Raw genomic sequence first — 20,836 nt, 5'->3', positions numbered from 1 at the left:
GCCATGATAAGGTTGTGTAAGATTGGATTAATTTTGGAAGCCATAATGATAAATTTAATGTCACATAACACACTCCCTAAACTAATAAGTGCAGGCTTAGCCGTTGCTATATTTGCTACTAACGCACCCGCGCATGCAAAAAGCGATTACGTAAAAAACTATAAGCAGCTCGATACTTTATCGCTTAGCGTTAACGCAGTAACAGCGGCAGAAGGTGTAGTTATACCTTGGGCTATTGAGCCTTTAGCTAATGGTGATTTACTAATATCTGAGCGCAGTGGAGCGTTATTTTTATTACCTAAAAATACCACTAAATTAACTAAGGTTTCAGGGCTTCCCGACATTGACGCTAATGGCCAAGGTGGATTACTTGATTTATCACTACACACCGATAGTAAGCAAAACCAATGGCTGTACTTTAGTTACTCAAGTAGTGAGGGCAAAGGAAGCGGAAGTAACACCGCCTTAATGCGCGCCAAACTAAGTAGCGATCATACGCAGCTGTCTGATCAGCAATTGCTATACAAAGGCGAGCATAATACTACCAAAGGCCAGCACTACGGCAGCCGTATTGTGTTTGATAATGAAGGTTATGTTTATTTTTCAATTGGCGATCGCGGCTCGCGCGACATAAACCCACAAGATCTCACGCGGGACGGCGGTAAAATTTATCGCTTACACGATGATGGCCGTATCCCAAGCGACAATCCGTTTGTTAAACAAAAAGATGCAAAACATGCAGCATGGTCTTATGGGCACCGTAATCCACAGGGCATGTGGTTTGATAATCAAAATAATATTTTATGGTCTCACGAACACGGACCACGCGGCGGCGATGAGCTTAATATTATAAAAAAAGGCGCTAACTACGGATGGCCTTTAGTAAGTTATGGCATTAACTACAGCGGTACCAAGTTTACCGACCTTAAAGAAAAAGACGGCATGCAATCGCCCGTATTACATTGGACTCCTTCAATTGCCCCTTCCGATATGTTGTATGTAACGAGTGATAAATACCCAAAGCTTAAAGGTAAGCTATTATTAGCATCAATGAAGTTTGCATTCATTAGCGCACTAGAGCTCTCAAAAGGTAAGGTTGTTAAGCAATATAAAATACTCGATGGAATTGGCAGAGTACGCAGCTTAGCCCAAGGCAGTGATGGTTTTATTTATTTAGGTATTGATGGCCAAGGTATTAAACGCCTAGAGCCAGAAAAGTAAGCACTAGAACTAGCACACAGTACGTTAATAATTACACTGCGTTTACTTTGCGCTTTTAAATCGCAAAGTAAACATTTTCACCAAACAAAGAACTATTAAGCCCATTAATGCGTACACTAACTACATATAATTTAATAAATTAAGAGAATACTAATGTTTTCATTTTTAAAGCCTGACCCCGTAAAAAAACTGCGTAAAGAATACGACGTAAAACTAGAGCAAGGCATGCAGGCACAAAGAAAAGGCGACATTAAAAGCTTCGCCATGTTAAGTGCAGAAGCCGAAAAAATCTGGAGTGAAATAGAAACTCTAGAGGCTAAAAAAGCCAAATAATACCAATCGTGTTAAGTTATTAGACATTTATAGCGACGGATAAATAGAGTGATAACAAGGCATAAATTTCGACATGCAGTTGTTCTACATGAGAGATTTATAACGCCGTTAACGCTTTATTTAGCACGCTAGAAAGGCTAAATATTTAAGTCGATTGGTATCAGTATACTTAAACGCGTCTGCCCTGTTTTAAAAGTAGGAAGACGCGTTTAGTAGATAAATCATAACCTCGTTTACAGCTTCTACCATCCCTAAACCACCTTTTATAATATGCTTACACAAACAAGTGTCTTAAAGCGGTTACTTACGTTATCTCTGGCGTTTTTTAGTGACTATTAAATGATTTAAAATCGGATTTGGTTTTCATTTTAAATACTTAATTGCTGCATTTATATACCGCGCTGGCGTTTTTCCTCCTAAGTCAAAAAATGAGGACGTTTTCCTCTTTCTGCATGTTATTAAAAGAACAGCCCGACTTAAAGTTTAATACTCGCAATGTGTTACAGGATTTGTTATTAATATTAAAAATAATTAAGAGGACATGCGTTACTCATAAAAAGAGGAAAGTGTCCTCTGATAAAGCTATTATGTTTTAGGAGAATGTGTTGAGCAACTTAGCATTAGATACATTGATTGAAGTAGGGTTATTAAGTGCCCAAGGGGCAATCTGTGACATATCTTCTTTGCCTGATCATGAGGTGTCTAAACGCATATCTGCCTATATACAGTCAAGAGCAGTACAATTTCCCTTAGAGTTAAAGAATGTTTCAGTATCAGGTCGGTTAAGTGGTTTATACAGCTCTACATCAGTTGATTTAACTAATTCAAAAATATTAGCATCGGCGTTAATATATGAGTCTCAAATAATTAATGACCCATTAATGGTTAGAGGTGACATTAGATATAAAGATCTAATTGAAGGGCTTAATTTATTTTCGTATTTTTTTAAATTAATCCGATCTGACATTGTAAAGGTTTATCCGTTATTAGATCTGGTTCAGCCTAATGAAAATGAAATCCCAATTTTAGCTTCTGATGATGCTTTTAAATCATCAATCCCCGAAAAAATACATGACTATATTCATAAAAATGCAGTACAAAAATCTGTCATTCCAAATGAAAATGGTGGTATGTATTTGCTGTCTGAACTTGCAGATGTAAATCGTCGAATGGCTTTAAATGTTAGTTTTAAGAATGATTATTGGCAAAATGGAACAAGCCTTTATTTATTTCAAACAGGCGTTACTGAATCTGATATAGATAACTCTGAAATATTGAAATTGAAAACCAAGTGGGATCCTAAAGGGACATTAAGCAAAGAGAAATTTGATTTTTGGTCTTATCAAACAATCAATCAAGCTATGCGATCACGATTAATTGGAATATCTACTGAATCAAGCATTTCTCAAAAGCTGGGACATACTTATATAACTGAGTCACCATTCGAAGCTAAATTATTAAATATGACAACTGAGAGGAATCCTAACCAAGGAGAGGAGGCAAAAGGCTTTTTCGATGCTAATGGTACTCTGTTGAATATTGATAGCCCAGAAACAATACTTGCACTTCGTACAAAAGACCCTCAACTATATCAGCGTTTTAATGAAACTTTACTAGACCTATCAGGAGAGCTTTCTGGCTATGAAGGTGAAGAATTCAATAGGAGAGCTAGGAGGTTATTTTCTAATGAAATTGAACCTCAAATTAAAGAAGTCAGTAATAGCCTAAGTGCCATGAAATCAGGCTTTACTAAAGGTTCATTAGTAAGTTTAGGCGGGTTGTCTGCATCAATTGTCAGTGGTGGTTCAGCCATTCCTTTTTTAGCTATGTTAGGACTCGGCGTTGCAAGTGGTTTTACAGAGTCTTTATCAGGAGTTTCTCAATATCAAAAGCTGAAAAAGACACCTGCTTTCATATGGCATCGTATGAAAAAAACATAACAAGAACATTAGACGGAATTTGTTCTTCGCTCCCGTTTATTAGGTATCACGATTGTTTTTACCATACACATTCTCAGGATTTATTTGCATTAGCAGTGCTGGGTTATCTATTGGTTTAAACCCGTATTGCGCATAAAGGCCATGCGCATCAGAAGTCGCTAATAAAAAGCGCCTGAGCCCTTGTAGCTCAGGGTGCTCTACTATCGTTTTAATAAGTAACTTACTCAGACCATTACCTTGCAAATCTGGGGTAATAAATACATCGGCTAAATAGGCAAAGGTTGCTTTATCGGTCACTACCCTAGCAAAGCCAACTTGTTCGTTATGAGCGCTGTAAACACCAAAGCACATTGAGTTATCAATAGCTGATTGCATCACGCTTTTAGGAATGCCTTTGGCCCAATAGCTATTAGCAATAAAGTTATAAATAACGTTAAAGTTAAGTTTGCTTTTGTCTGTGCTTATTGAGTAGTTACTAATGTTTGCGCTCATAAGTTAATAGTCTTTTTTACCAACGTTTTTATAAACATTTCTATAGAACGTTCCTATAGCCTATAAATAATCTTTAACGTTTTTTAGCTGTTTGTCGTGTACTTTTGAAAGTACTAATAGCGAGCAAATAGCCCCAAATAACGCCAGTCCCATATCTGATTGGGTATCCCACACGTAACCTTGCGTGCCTAAAAATGCTTCTGCGTTTTCGCCGCTTAACACTGCAACCCACCACTCTATTAATTCGTAAAACGCGCTAAATGCTAAACATACCGAAATAACAAAGGTGATTAACCAGCCTCGACCATTTACTACTTTTTTGCGCAGTAAAATTTCGCGTGCTAGTAGTGCAGGTACAAAGCCTTGAAAAAAGTGCCCTACTTTGTCGTAGTTATTACGCTCGCTACCAAATAGATTATCGAAAAAAGGGACTTCGGCGTAGGTGTAATGCCCGCCAATCATCAACACAATGCAATGCGCTAAAATAAATGTATATAAAATAGGAGTAAGTTTAAAGTGGCTATAGGTACTTGCTAGCAGCACTAAACCAATAATTGCGGGGATAACTTCAAGCAGCCATGTAAATTGATCTTTTGGGTTAATACCAGACCAAATTAATACAATAAAAAACAGGCTCAGCCATAAATACTTCATTTAGAATCCTTTTCTAAATTGATCAAATTTCCGGCATTTTACGCCTTTGAAATAAACGACGCTACCTATAGTTTGTTTTTGCGGTAATGCGATTAAACAAAGTAGGGAAAAAGCGCTTAATTGTAGGCGCCCAACCACTTAAACCTTTGCCAATAATCACTTCGTCTTTTTTATCGCTAATGGCACGAATCATTTTTGAAGCCGCTACGCTTACATCCATGCCATTTTCTATCGACTCTTCTGGTTTATTTTGCGCTATGCCTTGCTCGTTTAGTGAGTTATGCGCAATTGCTGTTTTAATAGAGCCAGGGCAAATTGTTAAACAATGAATATTATGTTGTGCTACTTCTGCACGTAGGCAATCCATAAAACCAACCACCGCATATTTTGAACCCGAATAACCTGTTCTAAATTTTGAACCTACTTTACCCGCCACACTACTAATAGACACAATTGAGCCACTGCGCTTTGCCACCATAGTAGGCAACACAGCTTTAGTAAGTGCAATTAAGCCAAAGTAATTAACCTCCATTAATTGGCGGTACACGTTAAAGTCGTTTTCTAAAAATAAACTGCGCTGCGATACGCCGCCGTTATTAATTAAAATATCTATTGCAGGAAGCTCGCTCATTTTTGCTGTTACTGTACTCAGTACATGCTCTGGCTGGGCTAAGTCCAGCGGCACAACTAAGTGCCCTTCGCCTTTAAGCGTTGCTTTTAAATCGTTTAGTTTATCTACATTGCGCGCCGATAAAATAACGCGCGCTCCAAGCTCGGCAAATTGTATAGCAAGCTCTTTACCAATACCTGACGATGCCCCGGTGATCCACACGGTTTTATTATTATATTGCATGCGTTATCTGCCCTTTTATTGTTATTTATTAGGTTTTATAAAGGTACTTAGTAAAGTATTTTACGCCTTTGTAGGACCTGCTATTGCGTTTACTTCATCTTCTAATGTTTTGTAAAAACCCATTAAAAATAGTAGTTCAACAGTTACGTACAAAGGGCCAATAATTAAACCAATTAGGTCATCTACAAACGCCGGTTTTTTACCTTCGTAATAGTGCCCAATAAACTGTAATACCCAGCCAAATACAAACACACCTACGCCAATACTCAACCAAGGCCAAAACGCCATTGCCGCAATAGGCTGAGCACCAACAAGGAGTAAAGTGAATATCACGGCCATAATGAAGCCAAGCGAAAAGCTCAGCATAAAATAATAAACAACCGACGCTAATACAAAAAGTTGTGCACCATCAATTACTACACTACCAAGGGGTATTTGAATGCGCGCTAGTAAACACAACGCTGCAAATACAATGAGCGGAATACCAATAAAGTGCGTTAGTACATTACGCTTAGAACGATGATACAAACCATATTTACCAAGTTGCTGTTGAAGTGTTTTCATTGTTTTGCCTTTATTTTTATATATAAAACTTACTTTAGCAAAAGTAGACACAACAACAATGTCAAGTATCCGACATTTTGTAAATTAAACAAATGCAGAAATTATTTTACCCGGCTCATGCTCACCTTTCATATCCGTTCGCTCGCGCCCTTTTTGATACTCTTGCTCAAGCATTTTTTGAAGTTCCTCTATTTTATCAGCAATTACGCTAGGGTCTGCGCCTTCACTTTGCTGTTCTTTAATGAGCTCTTCTATTGTCGCTTTTAGTTCGTCTATTTTGTTTTTGTTTACACCTAAGCGCTGATAAACCAGCGCTTCTTGAGCACTTTCTAAAAACGTTGGTTCTTTAGGAGCTGAGGTAATGCCTTTAACATCATTTGTTTTTTCGTTAGGGAGGGTATTAGTTGCCGCAACTTCGCTTAGTCCTGCCGCTTTATTTAATGCAGGAGAGTTATAGTTACTATATTGATTTTTAAAGGTTATTGTAGTCATTAGCTCAAATCCATTGTTGCGTTACATTATCTGTAGCAATTTTGGTTCCAACTAAATAAAGCATCCTCTATTTAAGCTTGTGTAGCACGGGCCTGTAACTTTTGTTTATCTAAAACAGTTATGCGTTGATACCCCAAACTAATAGCTTGTAAGCTAACAAGCTGTTGCAGTATTTGATTAATAGTTTGGCGCGTTAGGTAGGTCATATCAGCAAGTTGCTGCTGAGATAAAACAAGTGGTGTTAAGTGCTCTGTATGCTCGCTGAGCATTAAAAGTCGATTGCATACTTTTTGCTCAGCGCTTAGTAATGCGTGATCTTCCATTGAGGTAAACATTAGGCGTAACTTTTGTGCCAACAATAAACCAAACTCTTGCCAATATTGTGGCTGTTCGTTTAATAGCTGTTCAAGCTCGCGTTGGGGCACGTAAAAAAGCACAACATCAGTTTGTGCATATACGTCATGAGTACGCAGGCCACCATCAAACAAGGTAACTTCGCCAAACCAAAGTGATGAATCAATAAAGCTCAATACGGCTTCTTTGCCTTCGTTACTTACGCCACTAATACGCACCACGCCGCTAAGTACGGCATAAATTCCATCGTGCTTATCACCTCGCAAAAATAATGATTGCTGAGCTTTTAGCGAGAGCGTTTTGCCCTGCGTTAATAAAAAGCTTTTTAAATAAGCGCTACGGTTTTTAAACCAATGCCCTTGCTCTATTACGTTTTGCTGCTGTGGAGTCATTATTTACTGCATTTGCTTATTAAATGGCTGTTTTTCGATAACCAATTTTTTAGGGAAATTTAAATCGGTTGCTATAACAAAATCATCGTAAGGATCATTACCCGAAAACAGCTCAGTTATTAATGTATCGTTTTTATAAACATTAACGGTTACACCGCTGCCCATACCGCCTGAGTTAATAATATAATAATGATATTCGCCGTTACTAAAAAATAAAATACTCTCGCCAATACGCCCTACTTGCCTGTAGTAACTACCAAATGGTGCATCCGGTGTTGCTTCTTTTTCAAGCCCTATGTCATTAACTCTACCAAATCGATAACTAAGCGATGAGTCATCTTTTGCAACACAAATAGAAAGCACTTTATCGGTAGGCTCTAACTTGTAGGCTGTACTTTCATCTGGGTTACGCACAACTTTATGCATTTTTGCGTTAATGTAGGCTGCTTCATTACTTTTACAATGTGTTGCTAGCATACCGACCACTAAAGCGGGTTCGTTTGTTTGAGCTGCTGGAGATGTGTTTACTTTGAGATCAGAGGGTAAGTTACTTGCATTACTATTTAGCTGAGGGCTATCTTGCATTGCCATACTTTGGTCGTCACAACCAAACAGTGCAAATAAGAAGAAAGAATAAAAGCTCGCTAAAAATTTAATGCGCATAATAAAATCCATCTATGAGAGAGCCTTTAAAATAGCGATAAAACTAGCGACCCGCAACACTCTTATGCGCAATACTTTATAAGTTTATTTTTAAACCATCTTCTGCAAAAACTACGTTACTTTTTAGTGATTTAATTAACGATTTTTTAAACAACTGCTGATTTTTTAATGACCGATTCATAAAATGAGATAGAACCGCCGCTTGATGCGTTTGCATCAATAGCGTTGTACATAATCACTACATCGGCATTTTCGCTAAGTTAGCAAACGTACCTATTTTTTAGTTGAGTGACCAGCGGCCGATTTATTAATTTTAGCTTGTATTAAAAGCTGATTTAAACACCTTATAAAAGTGTTTAAATAACTAAATGAATCAATAATCGGTTTTCTTATAATAAAATGTTGTTACACAACTATTCAAAACGGTTTTTTATAACCACCTGTAATTTATAATTTAAATAAAATCAAATCTAAAAAACATACATTTTAAAAACAATTTAGTCTCATTTTATTAAAACAATAGTTGACCCTATTTAAAATTTAAACTAGCATTTCTGGAAGCGCTTCCACAAAACTCAGTTAAATGCACCTTTCTGGAAGCGCTTCCATACATTTGACAATGTTTATAATTACACAATAACAGCCCCATACAGCTGTTAATAATAATGATAAAAGTGCGAGGGAAACCGAATGTCCAACCATATTGTAAGAAAAACAAAGATAGCGACCAGCCTATCTCTGATTTTAGGCGCATCAATCTCTTTACCTGTATATGCACAAGAAGCAAATACAGATGTTGAAGTAATTCAAGTTACTGGTTTTAAAAGCAGTATTAAAGAGTCTACTCGTTTAAAACGCGACGCCGCAGGCGTTGTAGATGCTATATCAGCTGAAGATATTGGTAAATTTCCTGATACCAACTTAGCCGAGTCGCTACAGCGTATTACAGGTGTGTCGATTGATCGCTCAAATGGTGAAGGCTCTAAAGTAACGGTTCGTGGTTTTGGTCCCGACTACAATATGGTAACCCTAAACGGTCGAACTATGCCGGCAGCTTCATTGCCTTCAGGCGGTGGTACACCCAGCTCTCGTGCTTTTGACTTTGCAAACTTAGCATCTGATAGCGTTAAATCGGTTGAAGTATATAAAACAGGTAAAGCAAGTATTGCATCAGGTGGTATTGGCGCAACAATTAATATTAATACGGCTCGCCCACTCGACAATCCAGGCTTTGTTTCAAGCATTGGCGTAAAAGCATTACATGACTCAACAAACCGCGTTGGTGATGACATAACACCAGAGCTTTCGGGCTTAATCAGCTGGACCGACAGTGAAGCTAAATTTGGTGCCTCGTTAACTGCAAGCATGCAACAGCGCGATAGCTCATCAACAGGTGCGTTTGTAAATCAATGGAATACATCTGCTTTTGACGGCACAATCCCACAAGCTGCAGACGATATTGTTTTAACTAATGCACCCGCTGTTGGCCAGCTTTATTCAATGCCATCAGATTTGCGCTACACCATTGCCGACAGAGAACGTACTCGTACAAACGCACAATTAACGCTGCAGTACAGCCCTATTGACGATTTAACAGCCACGCTTGATTACACGTATTCTAAACAAGATTTGTTCGAAGCCCGTGCTGAGCAATCAATATGGATGGATAACTACAAAAGCGCGCTAACGTTTGACGATAACACGGTAAAAACCCCGATTTATTACCGAGAAGAACGTCGCGATCAGCAAACACGCGATTTAGGTTTAGCGTTTCAAGAGCTAAACCAGGTTAATCAAAACGATTCTATTGGTTTAAACGTTGAATACTATTTCAATTCAGAATTGAGCTTTATGTTTGATGCGCACAATTCAAAAGCCACTAGCAAACCAGATGCACCTTACGGCAGCTGGGTAAACGCAGGCTTGGGCGCAAACATAGTTAACGCACAAGAAGTTGATTTTAGCCGCGAACTGCCATCAATGAGTATCGATTTTGATGATTGCCGCCGAGACAACCTAAATTGTAATAACACGTTAGATGCCTCTGATGTGGGTACGTCTATTTTAGATTCTAACTTTGCTCGCCAAGAATCTGAAATTACAGAATTTAGAATCCATGGTAAATACGAAATTGAAAACGGTGCAATTGACTTTGGTATAGAGTCTCGCTCTATGGAAAGCCATTCACTGCAATCACTTACACGTAATACAATGGGTAACTGGGGTATCGAAAACCCAGGCGAACTACCTGATGGCTACCTAAACCCAACAAACTTTTTAGCTGAGTTTGACGACTACGATACATCGGGCTCGTTCAACCAAGGTTACACTGGCAGCGCATCGCAAATTGGTTACTGGGCAGGTGAAGAATACGGCTTTAACTTTGCAGCCGATGGCGCATTTGCAACTAACCGCACCATTGAAGAAGACATAACCGCTGCGTTTGTGCAATTTACTTACAACGGCTACATTGGCGATATGCCATACAACATTGTTATTGGCGCACGCCAAGAGTCTACCGACATTACCTCAACGGCTAATATCGACTTACCTAACGCAGTAGCGTGGGAAGGTAATAACGACTTTAATGTTCGTTTTGGCTCAGCTAAAGAAGATTTCACGCTTAAATCTAGCTACGATCACTTTTTACCAAGCTTTGACTTTGACATAGAAGTAATCGAAAACGTAAAAGCGCGTTTTTCTTACAGCACAACAATTGCTCGCCCAACTTACGACAACTTAAGTTCAGCAGCGACGGTTGGTGTACCAGGTGCCCCTACTCTTTTAGCGGGTTCTTCACCAGCTACTGCGTCAACGGGTAATCCTGGTTTAGTGCCGCTTGAATCAGATAATATTGATGTATCGGCTGAGTGGTACTTTGCAGAAACAAGTTATGTGTCGGTAGGTTATTACACTAAAGACATCGAAAACTTTATTGGTTTAACACCAATGACACAAAACTACTACGGATTACGTGATGCAACAGCGGGCCCTCGCGCTCAAGCTGCCATTGCTGAGCTAGAATCTCGCGGACTTGCAGTAACCGATTCAAACTTATTTCAAATGGTTGCCGCAACAGAAAACAATGTTGATTTTGACTCTATGACCTACGAAGAGTTTGAAGCCGCCTACGATGTAATTGCTAACAGCGATGACCCATTACTAGAATTTACAGCGCAAGTACCTACCAACAATAAAAATGCCACAATTGATGGTTTCGAAATTGCCTTTCAGCACTTTTTTGGTGAAAGCGGTTTTGGGGTGCAAGCAAACTACACCACTGTTAATGGCGACATAGACTTTGATGTAAACGCTGACCCTACTACTACACAATTTGCACTAGTGGGTTTAAGCGATACAGCTAACTTTATTGCAATGTACGAAAACGACGATTTTCAAGCACGTATTGCTTACAACTGGCGTGATAAGTTTTTAAATAGCGCAGCTCGATACGTAAATGAGCCAGGCTTTACTGAAGAATATTATCAAATCGACTTTAATGTTGCGTACAACTACAGCGAGCAACTATCGTTTTTTGTTGAAGGCCTTAATATTACTGAACAAAACAGCCGCGAACATGGCCGTACGTCAGTTCAATTGTGGAACCTACAACAGCTAGGTGCACGTTACAATATTGGTATGCGTTACAACTTCTAAAGGTAATACAAAGTAAAGCCGTTAGTTTTTACTAGCGGCTTTTTTGTATTTAAAACAGTATTAATGCTAGTTTAATTGTTATCAACTTTAGGGTGTTAACTCATGACCAAACCAATAACAAAAATAGTCGTTTTAGGCGGTGGCACTGCCGGTTGGCTAAGCGCAGGCTTATTAGCCGCCGAACACCCGCACCTTAGTGTAACGTTAGTGGAGTCGGCAAATATGCCTATATTGGGTGTGGGCGAAGGCACGTGGCCGTCAATGCGCAATACCCTACAGCGCATTGGCATTAAAGAAAGTGATTTTATAACCCAGTGCGACGCGTCATTTAAGCAAGGTTCTAAATTTATAAATTGGCGAAACCTCAGCGAGGGAGAAAACTACTACCACCCTTTTATGAATCCACAAGGCTACGAGCACACTAATTTACACGCCAGCTGGCAACGCATTGCACCTGATCAAAAATTTGCCGACGTTGTTAATATGCAAAGCTTTGTATGCCAAGCAGCACTTGCACCAAAGCAATTACAAACACCCGAATATGCAGCGGTCACCAACTATGGCTATCATTTAGATGCGGGTAAATTTGCTGAGTTTTTAAAAAATCACTGCGTTAAAAACCTAAACGTTACGCATATTATTGACGATGTAACCGAGGTTATTAACGACGAACATGGCTATATTGCTTCATTAAAAACAAATAATAATGGCAATATAATAGGTGATTTATTTATAGATTGCTCAGGCTCTCGTGCTCGTTTAATTGGTGAGCATTTTAATAGTGAATTTATAGCGCAAGATCATATTTTATTTAATAACAGCGCTGTTGCGGCGCAAATACCTAATGCACACGCCGATCAGCCAGTTGCCTCTGCTACGCTATCTACAGCGCAAAATAACGGCTGGATTTGGGATATAGCCCTGCCAACACGCCGTGGCACAGGTTATGTATTTAGTAGTAAATATCAAAGTGATGAAAGCGCAACAAATACACTAAAAAGCTACATAGCCAAAAGCACCAGTGAGCAACAAGCCGAGCAACTTAACTACCGCGTATTAAAATTCAGCCCTGGTTACAGGCAACAATTTTGGATTAAAAACTGTGTTGCCGTGGGTATGTCAGCTGGCTTTTTAGAGCCGCTTGAAGCGTCAGCACTTGCTATGGTTGAGCTTTCAATTAGCATGATAAGCGAGCAACTACCGCAAAACCGCACCCACATGAGCCAGCTTGAAACGCGTTTTAATGACCGTTTTAGCACTCGTTGGCAGCGCGTTATTGAGTTTTTAAAACTTCATTATGTGCTAAGCGAGCGCGACGACACTCCCTATTGGCAAGATATTAGTAATTTAAATACCGCACCCGAGCGCCTGCAAAACTTACTTAAACTTTGGCAATTTCAGTCCCCTAGCCGCTTTGATTTTATTGAAAACGAAGAAGTGTTTTCATCAAGCAGTTATCAATACGTTTTATATGGCATGGGCTTTAATACACAAACAGTATCTGCACAAAATACATTTAACGACCCACGCACTGGGGGTTACTATTATCAGCAAAATCGCGAAAAAATAGCGCAGTGCTTAAATGGACTGCCAAGTAATCGCGCGCTTTTAAATCATCTTTTATCAAATAATGGGCAGCCACATAATGACTAAAACAAACGCTGTTAAAAACGTAGTAATTGCTGGAGGCGGCACTGCAGGTTGGATGGCCGCAGCGGCACTTGCTAAACTAGTTGGTAACAATATAAACATAACCCTTGTTGAATCTGACGATATTGGCACTGTAGGTGTTGGCGAAGCAACAATTCCGCCTATTCGTACATTTCATAAATTGCTGGGTATAAACGAGCAAGCATTTATGAAAGCCACCCAAGCCAGTTTTAAATTAGGTATTAGCTTTGAAAACTGGGGCGATGAAAACACGCATTATATTCACTCATTTGGCGCAACGGGCAAAGAATGTTGGGCGGGTGAATTTCATCACTTTTGGTTGCAAGGTAAAGTACTTGGAATAAACAACCCATTTGGCGATTACTGCTACGAGCTGCAAGCGGCTAAAAGCGGTAAATTTGCGTTTAATCAGCAAAATCCCATTAACTATGCCTACCATATGGATGCTACGCGTTACGCGCAGTTTTTACGTGAATTTTCAGAGCCATTGGGTGTAAAACGCATTGAAGGTAAAATACAAAAAGTAGTAAAAAACACTAAAACGGGCCATATAGAATCACTTACTTTAAATAATGGCGAGCACATTAACGGCGACTTTTTTATTGATTGCACCGGCTTTAGAGGTTTATTAATAGAGCAAGCATTGCATACTGGCTACGAAGACTGGTCGCATTTACTACCGTGTAACAGCGCCATTGCGGTGCAAACAAAATCAACCAGCGATACCGTATTGCCACTTACCCGCTCTATTGCCCATAAAAACGGCTGGCAATGGCGTATACCGCTGCAAAACCGTGTAGGCAACGGATTAGTTTATTGCAGCCAATATATGGATGACGAACAAGCCAAAGCGCTATTATTAAATAATATTGAAGGTGAGCCGCTTACAGAGCCCCGTATTATTAAATTTAAAACAGGGCGTCGCTTAAAAGGGTGGAACAAAAACTGCCTAGCGCTTGGCCTTGCTAGCGGTTTTGTAGAGCCACTTGAGTCCACCAGCATTCACTTAATTATGTCGGGTATTATTCGCTTTATGCGTTTATTTCCGTTTAATGGCATTACCAATCACGCCATTGACGAATACAACAAACAACTTAAAAGCGAAATTGAAAATATTCGCGACTTTATTGTGCTGCACTACAAAGTAACTAGTCGCAATGACAGTGAATTTTGGCAACACTGTAGCGCCATGGAGGTGCCAAAAACACTTCAACATAAAATTGATTTGTTTAAACAAACCGGCCGGGTATTTTTAGACGATGGCGACATTTTTAGAGTCGATTCGTGGGTGCAAGTTATGCTTGGTCAAGGTATTGAGCCTAATCAACATCACTTAATAGCCAGCATGATGAACGACGAAGAACTCACCCGTTTTTTACACGGTATTAAGCAACAAATAGAGCAACGCGTCAGCCAATTACCATCTCATCATGAGTTTTTAAAACACTATTGCCCAGCATAAAAAAAGCCCTTACTAGGGCGTGTTGTTCTTTGGTGGTTGAATTTGCAGCAGCATATTTGGTTTTTAGGCAAGGCAGAGCCTATGTAGTGTGGTTATTCCCCATAAATAGGCGATAACGTAGCATAAATGCCAAACATGCGCTGCCCGTAGGGTTCTGCCTAGGGGCAATTTACTCTTTGTTGCTCGGTTTTTACTTAGCCCACTAGGTTACAAACCTCGCGCCGCGATTAAATTGCCCCTAGATTGAACAAATTTCAATCCACAAAGATCAACACGCCCTTAGGGCTTTGAGACAACACACAATAAACTTAACTTATCAACACTCTACTACTCACACTTTATTTTTGCTGTTTTAGCGCTTTGTGGTTCAAAGCTAATATCTGCAACTGAAACGTTAAGCTCTCCTGCTGTTTTAATAATAAAAGGGCTGGTTACTCTGGCAAAATCAACGCCCTTTTTAGCAAAACACGTTAAATCTATACTCATGGTTTGCCATGTATTTAAATCAGCATTTTTAAGCTCATTGGTAATATCAAGCTCGCCACCACAGCCTTGTTCGCATTTCATTGCAAGGTATGTCTGTGAGCTAGGTATTTGGTTTACTTTATAGCTAAAGCTAAGGGCCGAATTTGCTTCAATGTAGGCCACTTTGTCTTCGGTAAAGTTACTATTAATTTCGATATAGCTGGCTGCAGTGCCATCAAAATTAAATTGCATCGCATCTTCTTGAATCGCTTTGTCTTCAGTACGATAAGTAATGCCGCCGAGCTTTACACTGTTACTTGCTACTTGGTGCTGCTCGCTGTTTGAATTTAAAAACAAACGCCACGGTGTTTTAAAACTGCCATTAAATATAGATAGCGGCGCAAGGTTACTAATATCAACACCTGAGTCTTCATTTAGATTATTGCTAAGCGTACTTTCATCTTTATACGTTAAGCCAAAGCCATAGGGTAATAATGGCGAGTAATCAGCATCGCCCTTATTTACTGCGGTTTGAAGTGGCGATTTAGGCCACGAGAAAGACAACTTACCTTTAAAGTCGTATTGTACCTCCCCACTTGCATCCGCTAGTAAAACATCTGCAATGCCTTGCCCTTCAGTGCCAGGAAGCCATGCTGCTACAAATGCATCTGACGCGTTTAGCTCGCTGTTAACCCACATTGGTCTGCCCGATATAAACACCGATACCACCGCAATACCTTGCTGCTTTAATGTTTTTAATATTTTAAGAGAGCGTTTATTGTTACGTTCAAACTCAAGGTTGTCTTTATCGCCATGCCCCTCTGCGTATGGTTCTTCACCAAATACAACAATGGCTACATCGGGTTTGGTATTAAATTCACCCGTTGGGCTTAAAATAGCGTTACCGCCAGCAGCCTCTATTTGCGTTTTTAGCCCCGCATAAATAGACGTTGCCCCAGGGAAATCTGCATTTTGATTATTAGTTCCCTGCCACGTAATACTCCAACCACCCGATTGCTTGCCAATGTTATCGGCCGCATCGCCTGCTATGAGTATGTTGCTTGATGGGTTAAGCGGTAATAAATGGTTGTTGTTTTTAAGCAGTACTAACGACTCTTGTACGGCTTGGCGGGCAATATCTCGATGTGCTGGCGCACCTATTAGTTCTAATTTACCTGAATATTTTCGATTTGCGGGGCTTGGTTTATCAAATAAACCCGCGCGTAATTTAACGCATAAAATACGTGCTACGGCGTCATCTATTCGCGCCATTGTTATTGTGCCCGCTTTTACTTGTTTAATTGTATTTTCATAAAGTGGTTTCCAAGCACCCGTTGGTACCATAAAAATATCAAGCCCTGCATTAACAGCTTGCGGGCAGCTTTCATTTGTACAGCCGGCAACTTGTCCGTGCCCGTTCCAATCGCCTACAACAAAGCCATCAAAACCCATTTTTGTTTTTAGTACATCGGTAAGTAAGTATTTATTGCCGTGATTTTTTTTACCATTCCAGCTATTAAACGATGCCATAACCGACTGACTACCTGCGGTTAAGCCTCCTATATAACCTTGTGCATGAATGTTATATAACGTCTTTTCGCTATCAATGTTGTCCCCTTGATCGTCGCCATCTACCGTGCCGCCATCGCCTAAAAAGTGCTTAACAGTACTAATTACGCGTTTGTCACTTAAAAAGTCCTCATCGGCTCTGCCTTGCAATCCGTTCACAATTGCGGCTGAATATTCACGTACAATTGCAGGGTCTTCTGAGTAGCCTTCGTACGTTCGGCCCCATCGGTCATCGCGCACAACCGCAACAGTCGGTGCAAACACCCAATCTATGCCTGTTGCCATTACCTCTATTGCAGTAGCTGCTGCAATTCGCTCAATTAATGCGGGGTTATTAGCAGCACCTAAACCTATATTATGCGGGAATAACGTCGCCCCAATCACATTATTATGGCCATGTACTGCATCAGTGCCCCACATGGTCGGAATTTTACTGCCATCAATTGAGTCATCAACCGAGGCCTGATACATGCTTTCAGCAAGCGTTATCCAATCTGCAGGCGTTGCATGTTTATTAGCATTCGGGAACGAGCCACCGCCATTTAAATAGGAACCAAAACCATATTTGCGCATGTCTGCAGCGGTTATATCGCGAATTTCAGGTTGGATCATCTGCGCTACTTTTTGCTCAAGCGTCATTGTTTTTAAGTACTGTGCAATCGTATTTTCAATTTCAGGCGTTTTCACTACCTTACTTTTAAGCGTTGGCCAAAGTGATAAATCACCTTGCTCATGCTCAGCCTTTTTGGCTACGGCGCCTTGGCTATTATTAGCGTTAACCTCTTGTTTATTACACGCACTTAAAACGCATAATCCTCCTATTAAAATGAGGAGCATGCGTAACCTGTTAGTGTTTAAGCTTTTTTTCATTTTTATAGCCCTGTGTTGTGTCAGTGTGTTTTTGTGAAACGCCTATTTGTTATTTAAATTTAACTATTGACCTGCTTAACAATAGCCACTAACCTAAATATGGAAGCGCTTCCTTAAAGTTATTAAATACCATCCTTAGTGATTAATCAAATTAAATATGGAAGCGCTTCCACCAATGCAATTTATAAACTATAAATAAAAGCAAAATTTACTACAAAGAAGCAGAGGTTTTCTCTTAATGAAACAATTATCTTTACCTAGTGGCTCACCACTTTTAGCCAAAAATTTTACTTATGGTGTAGCTACGGCCTCATTTCAAATTGAAGGTGGCGCAGCTGATCGCTTGCCATGTATTTGGGATACCTTTTGCAGTAAAGAAGGCAAAATAGTCGATAATTCAAATGGCGATGTAGCCTGCGAGCACTACACTCGCTGGAAAGACGATATAAACTTAATTGAGTCATTAGGTGTAGACGCTTACAGACTCTCAATTTCGTGGCCACGCGTAATGACTAAAAGCGGTCACTTAAACCCGACAGGCGTTAAGTTTTATACCGATATTTTAGATGAATTAAAACGCCGTAACATTAAAGCTTTTGTAACGCTATACCACTGGGATTTACCACAACACATTGAAGACGAAGGTGGCTGGCTAAACCGTAACACCGCTTACGAATTTGCTCATTACGCAGATTTAATTACCAAAGCATTTGGGGAACGTGTGCACTCTTACGCCACCTTAAACGAACCGTTTTGTAGCTCTTACTTAGGTTACGAAATTGGCGTACATGCGCCTGGCATTGTAGGTCGTGAATTTGGTCGTAAAGCCGCGCACCACTTATTACTTGGTCACGGTTTAGCTATGCAAGTACTTGCTAAAAATAGCCCAAATACGCTAAACGGGATTGTACTTAACTTTACGCCTTGTTACTCCGTTACCCAAAGTGAAGAAGATTTAAAAGCCACTGCATTTGCTGATGACTATATAAATCAATGGTACATGCAGCCTGTAATGCAAGGTAAATACCCTGATATTATTAAGCAATTACCTAAAGCCCACCGCCCTGACATTTTAGATGGCGATATGGAAATAATTGCTCAACCGCTGGATTATTTAGGGGTTAACTTTTATACCCGCATGCATTATCAAGCAAGCGATACCGACTTTTACCATGAGCTTCCACATAAAGCGCCAATGACCGATATTGGCTGGGAAATTTACCCTAAAGCGCTGACAGAATTACTTGTATCGTTAAACGAAAAATACACCCTACCACCTATTTATATTACCGAAAACGGTGCAGCCATGGCTGACGAATTTAAAGACGGTGAAGTAAAAGATATCGACCGTATTGAATATTACCACGAACATTTAAATGCCCTGCATAACGCAGCAGAGCAAGGCGTTAAAGTAGATGGTTACTTTGCGTGGAGCCTAATGGATAACTTTGAATGGGCTGAAGGATATTTAAAACGTTTTGGAATAGTACACGTAGACTACAACACACAAAAACGAACTGTTAAAGCCAGCGGTAAAGCGTACAGTAAACTAATAACAAGCCGATAATTTATCGGCTTATAACAATAAGAACACACACTGTGAACAAACTCCCTTTATACGAAAAAGTCGGTTACGCCATGGGCGATGCCGGCGCTAACTTAGTATGGCGCGGCGCGCTTGCTTATTTAGCGGTGTTTTACACCGATACATTTGGCATATCGGCAGCCGCCGCTGCCATGTTGTTTTTGGTGGTAAGGCTATCTGATGGCGTAACCGACATTATTATGGGTATGATTGCCGACAGAACGCAGTCGCGCTTTGGTAAATTTCGCCCGTGGATACTCTACTCGGCACCGTTTTTGGGCTTGTTTATGGTGTTGTGTTTTACTACACCCGACTTTAGCACCACCAACAAACTTATTTATGCCTACGTAACCTACATTGGTTTAACGCTTGCTTACACCGTAAGTAACGTGCCCTACTCGGCACTTATGGGCGTAATGACACCAGACGATACAGAGCGCACAAAGCTCTCTGGTTTTAGGTTTGCAGGTGCATTTACTGGTGGCTTATTGGTTATGGGTTTTTTACCTGAGCTAGTAGCTTTTTTTGGTGGCGGCGACGATGCCAAAGGCTATCAGCTTACTATGTACTTATTTGCCAGCTTACTTATTATTTTAATGATTATAACGTTTGCGACCACCAAAGAGCGTGTAACACCGCACGCCTCAAATGAAGGCAATTTAAAATCAGAGTTGTTTGATTTAACCAAAAGCCTGCCATTTATAATCCTACCTTTGCTTGCTACTACCCTGTTTTTTTATTACCGCGATTTATACAGCGGCGTATTTTTTGCCCTTGTTATGGCAGCAATGACATTCGTTATTAAAAAATTGCTCAATAAAGATAAGCAAAGCCTAACAGGATCACAGCGCGACATGGTTGATCTTCTGACCAACAAACCTTGGTTGGTGTTACTCGGCATTGGTTTTTTAACCATGATGTTTAATGGCATAAAATATGGTGTAATTGCGTACTACTTTAAGTACCACGTAGCCAATGAACTCATGGCTGGGCAATACTTTATTGCCTTGTTAGTTGTATCTATATTAGGCGCACTTGCCACAGGTAAACTGGCCGAAATTATGGGTAAACGAAACCTATTTATTGCATCATTAATGCTAAGCGGCATACTCACTACTGCATTTTACTGGGTGCCTAGCGATAACCTGGTTGCTGTATTTACCTTTGGTTGCGCTGCTGAATTTTTTGCCGCGATGATGCCAACATTATTTTTTAGTATGCTTGGTGATTCAGCCGATTATTCAGAGTGGAAAAACAAACGCCGCGCTACAGGCCTTATTTATTCTGCGGGTACATTTGTGCAAAAAACCGGTGGTGGTTTTGCCGGTGCATTAGTATTAGTGGTACTTGCAGGCTACGGCTATAACGGTATGGATGAGCTAACAATTACGCAAGCCCTACCTGGTATGCAGTTACTTATGAGCTGGATACCTGCCGCATTTGCTTTTTTAGGCGCCGCGTTGATGCTTATTTATCCGCTTACCTCAGCGATGACGCAAAAAATAACAGAAGACTTAGCAATTAGACGCAGTAATGTGTAAATTAACTTTTAATGATTCTTCGCGCTTTATATTTTTATAAAGCGCGAGTAAAAACACA

16 protein-coding genes are annotated in these 20,836 nt (G+C 40.0%); 8 read left to right on the top strand and 8 right to left on the bottom strand.

What is annotated here, in order from left to right; all coding sequences use genetic code 11:
- Nucleotides 1–45 precede the first annotated feature (45 nt).
- The 3 genes from AAEY62_RS02250 to AAEY62_RS02240 all read left to right on the top strand — a co-directional run bounded on the left by AAEY62_RS02250 (nt 46) and on the right by AAEY62_RS02240 (nt 3,494).
- Nucleotides 46–1,221 carry a PQQ-dependent sugar dehydrogenase gene (locus AAEY62_RS02250; protein WP_101162977.1) on the top strand — a complete coding sequence of 392 codons (1,176 nt, stop codon included), beginning with the start codon at nt 46–48 and terminating at the stop codon, nt 1,219–1,221.
- A 153-nt stretch (nt 1,222–1,374) separates the two neighbouring features.
- The gene (locus AAEY62_RS02245; RefSeq protein WP_007375469.1) at nt 1,375–1,554 is read left to right on the top strand and encodes a DUF6435 family protein; all 180 of its coding nucleotides are present in this window, start codon (nt 1,375–1,377) and stop codon (nt 1,552–1,554) included.
- 605 nt (nt 1,555–2,159) lie between these two features.
- Nucleotides 2,160–3,494 (top strand): hypothetical protein, encoded by a 1,335-nt coding sequence (locus AAEY62_RS02240; RefSeq protein WP_101162976.1) that lies wholly within the window; start codon nt 2,160–2,162, stop codon nt 3,492–3,494.
- Between the two features lie 39 nt (nt 3,495–3,533).
- Here the strand turns inward: AAEY62_RS02240 and AAEY62_RS02235 are convergent, their stop codons facing one another.
- The 7 genes from AAEY62_RS02235 to AAEY62_RS02205 form a co-directional block, all read right to left on the bottom strand.
- The gene (locus tag AAEY62_RS02235) at nt 3,534–3,986 is read right to left on the bottom strand and encodes a GNAT family N-acetyltransferase (RefSeq protein WP_350634536.1); all 453 of its coding nucleotides are present in this window, start codon (nt 3,984–3,986) and stop codon (nt 3,534–3,536) included.
- 60 nt (nt 3,987–4,046) lie between these two features.
- Complete coding sequence (locus tag AAEY62_RS02230) at nt 4,047–4,640, bottom strand: DUF2238 domain-containing protein (protein ID WP_007583339.1); 594 nt, start codon at nt 4,638–4,640, stop codon at nt 4,047–4,049.
- A gap of 61 nt (nt 4,641–4,701) precedes the next feature.
- On the bottom strand, nt 4,702–5,493 hold the full coding sequence (locus tag AAEY62_RS02225) for an SDR family oxidoreductase (protein ID WP_024590889.1): 792 nt from the start codon (nt 5,491–5,493) through the stop codon (nt 4,702–4,704).
- Between the two features lie 60 nt (nt 5,494–5,553).
- Entirely contained in the window at nt 5,554–6,057 is a 504-nt protein-coding gene (locus AAEY62_RS02220) for an Mpo1 family 2-hydroxy fatty acid dioxygenase (protein WP_010553511.1), read from the bottom strand.
- A gap of 84 nt (nt 6,058–6,141) precedes the next feature.
- Complete coding sequence (locus AAEY62_RS02215) at nt 6,142–6,549, bottom strand: hypothetical protein (RefSeq protein ID WP_024590888.1); 408 nt, start codon at nt 6,547–6,549, stop codon at nt 6,142–6,144.
- A 71-nt stretch (nt 6,550–6,620) separates the two neighbouring features.
- Entirely contained in the window at nt 6,621–7,295 is a 675-nt protein-coding gene (locus AAEY62_RS02210; RefSeq protein WP_010553509.1) for a Crp/Fnr family transcriptional regulator, read from the bottom strand.
- Between the two features lie 3 nt (nt 7,296–7,298).
- The gene (locus tag AAEY62_RS02205; RefSeq protein ID WP_024590887.1) at nt 7,299–7,970 is read right to left on the bottom strand and encodes a hypothetical protein; all 672 of its coding nucleotides are present in this window, start codon (nt 7,968–7,970) and stop codon (nt 7,299–7,301) included.
- Between the two features lie 678 nt (nt 7,971–8,648).
- On the opposite strand from AAEY62_RS02205, the gene AAEY62_RS02200 reads away from it, so the two are divergent.
- The 3 genes from AAEY62_RS02200 to AAEY62_RS02190 all read left to right on the top strand — a co-directional run bounded on the left by AAEY62_RS02200 (nt 8,649) and on the right by AAEY62_RS02190 (nt 14,748).
- Nucleotides 8,649–11,615, top strand: a complete 2,967-nt coding sequence (locus AAEY62_RS02200; RefSeq protein ID WP_350634535.1) for a TonB-dependent receptor — start codon at nt 8,649–8,651, stop codon at nt 11,613–11,615.
- 102 nt (nt 11,616–11,717) lie between these two features.
- Nucleotides 11,718–13,268, top strand: coding sequence for a tryptophan halogenase family protein (locus tag AAEY62_RS02195; RefSeq protein WP_350634534.1), 1,551 nt, complete (start codon nt 11,718–11,720; stop codon nt 13,266–13,268).
- Nucleotides 13,261–14,748 carry a tryptophan halogenase family protein gene (locus tag AAEY62_RS02190; RefSeq protein WP_350634533.1) on the top strand — a complete coding sequence of 496 codons (1,488 nt, stop codon included), beginning with the start codon at nt 13,261–13,263 and terminating at the stop codon, nt 14,746–14,748. Before AAEY62_RS02195 ends, AAEY62_RS02190 begins: the two co-directional genes overlap by 8 nt.
- 327 nt (nt 14,749–15,075) lie before the next feature.
- Here AAEY62_RS02190 and AAEY62_RS02185 read toward each other — a convergent pair whose 3' ends face one another.
- Nucleotides 15,076–17,652: a glycoside hydrolase family 3 protein gene (locus AAEY62_RS02185; RefSeq protein ID WP_350634532.1), complete on the bottom strand. Its 2,577-nt coding sequence runs from the start codon at nt 17,650–17,652 to the stop codon at nt 15,076–15,078.
- Nucleotides 17,653–17,890: 238 nt separating this feature from the next.
- Between AAEY62_RS02185 and AAEY62_RS02180 the strand changes: the two genes are divergently transcribed.
- Together AAEY62_RS02180 and AAEY62_RS02175 are read left to right on the top strand one after the other, a co-directional pair.
- Complete coding sequence (locus AAEY62_RS02180; protein ID WP_350634531.1) at nt 17,891–19,219, top strand: GH1 family beta-glucosidase; 1,329 nt, start codon at nt 17,891–17,893, stop codon at nt 19,217–19,219.
- Nucleotides 19,220–19,251: 32 nt separating this feature from the next.
- A complete protein-coding gene (locus AAEY62_RS02175) occupies nt 19,252–20,778 on the top strand; it encodes an MFS transporter (protein WP_165741114.1) in 1,527 nt (508 codons plus the stop codon).
- The last annotated feature ends 58 nt before the right edge of the window (nt 20,779–20,836 follow it).

The organism is Pseudoalteromonas sp. GW168-MNA-CIBAN-0100, from assembly GCF_040309225.1.
In the GTDB taxonomy this organism is placed as follows: Bacteria; Pseudomonadota; Gammaproteobacteria; order Enterobacterales; family Alteromonadaceae; genus Pseudoalteromonas; species Pseudoalteromonas arctica.
This window is presented reverse-complemented; position numbering and strand designations above follow the sequence as displayed.

Coding starts and splice junctions, on each gene's coding strand:
- AAEY62_RS02250 (WP_101162977.1), top strand. CDS start 46: ATGATAAATTTAATGTCACATAACACACTCCCTAAACTAATAAGTGCA.
- AAEY62_RS02245 (WP_007375469.1), top strand. CDS start 1,375: ATGTTTTCATTTTTAAAGCCTGACCCCGTAAAAAAACTGCGTAAAGAA.
- AAEY62_RS02235 (WP_350634536.1), bottom strand. CDS start 3,986: ATGAGCGCAAACATTAGTAACTACTCAATAAGCACAGACAAAAGCAAA.
- AAEY62_RS02230 (WP_007583339.1), bottom strand. CDS start 4,640: ATGAAGTATTTATGGCTGAGCCTGTTTTTTATTGTATTAATTTGGTCT.
- AAEY62_RS02225 (WP_024590889.1), bottom strand. CDS start 5,493: ATGCAATATAATAATAAAACCGTGTGGATCACCGGGGCATCGTCAGGT.
- AAEY62_RS02220 (WP_010553511.1), bottom strand. CDS start 6,057: ATGAAAACACTTCAACAGCAACTTGGTAAATATGGTTTGTATCATCGT.
- AAEY62_RS02215 (WP_024590888.1), bottom strand. CDS start 6,549: ATGACTACAATAACCTTTAAAAATCAATATAGTAACTATAACTCTCCT.
- AAEY62_RS02210 (WP_010553509.1), bottom strand. CDS start 7,295: ATGACTCCACAGCAGCAAAACGTAATAGAGCAAGGGCATTGGTTTAAA.
- AAEY62_RS02205 (WP_024590887.1), bottom strand. CDS start 7,970: ATGGATTTTATTATGCGCATTAAATTTTTAGCGAGCTTTTATTCTTTC.
- AAEY62_RS02200 (WP_350634535.1), top strand. CDS start 8,649: ATGTCCAACCATATTGTAAGAAAAACAAAGATAGCGACCAGCCTATCT.
- AAEY62_RS02195 (WP_350634534.1), top strand. CDS start 11,718: ATGACCAAACCAATAACAAAAATAGTCGTTTTAGGCGGTGGCACTGCC.
- AAEY62_RS02190 (WP_350634533.1), top strand. CDS start 13,261: ATGACTAAAACAAACGCTGTTAAAAACGTAGTAATTGCTGGAGGCGGC.
- AAEY62_RS02185 (WP_350634532.1), bottom strand. CDS start 17,652: ATGAAAAAAAGCTTAAACACTAACAGGTTACGCATGCTCCTCATTTTA.
- AAEY62_RS02180 (WP_350634531.1), top strand. CDS start 17,891: ATGAAACAATTATCTTTACCTAGTGGCTCACCACTTTTAGCCAAAAAT.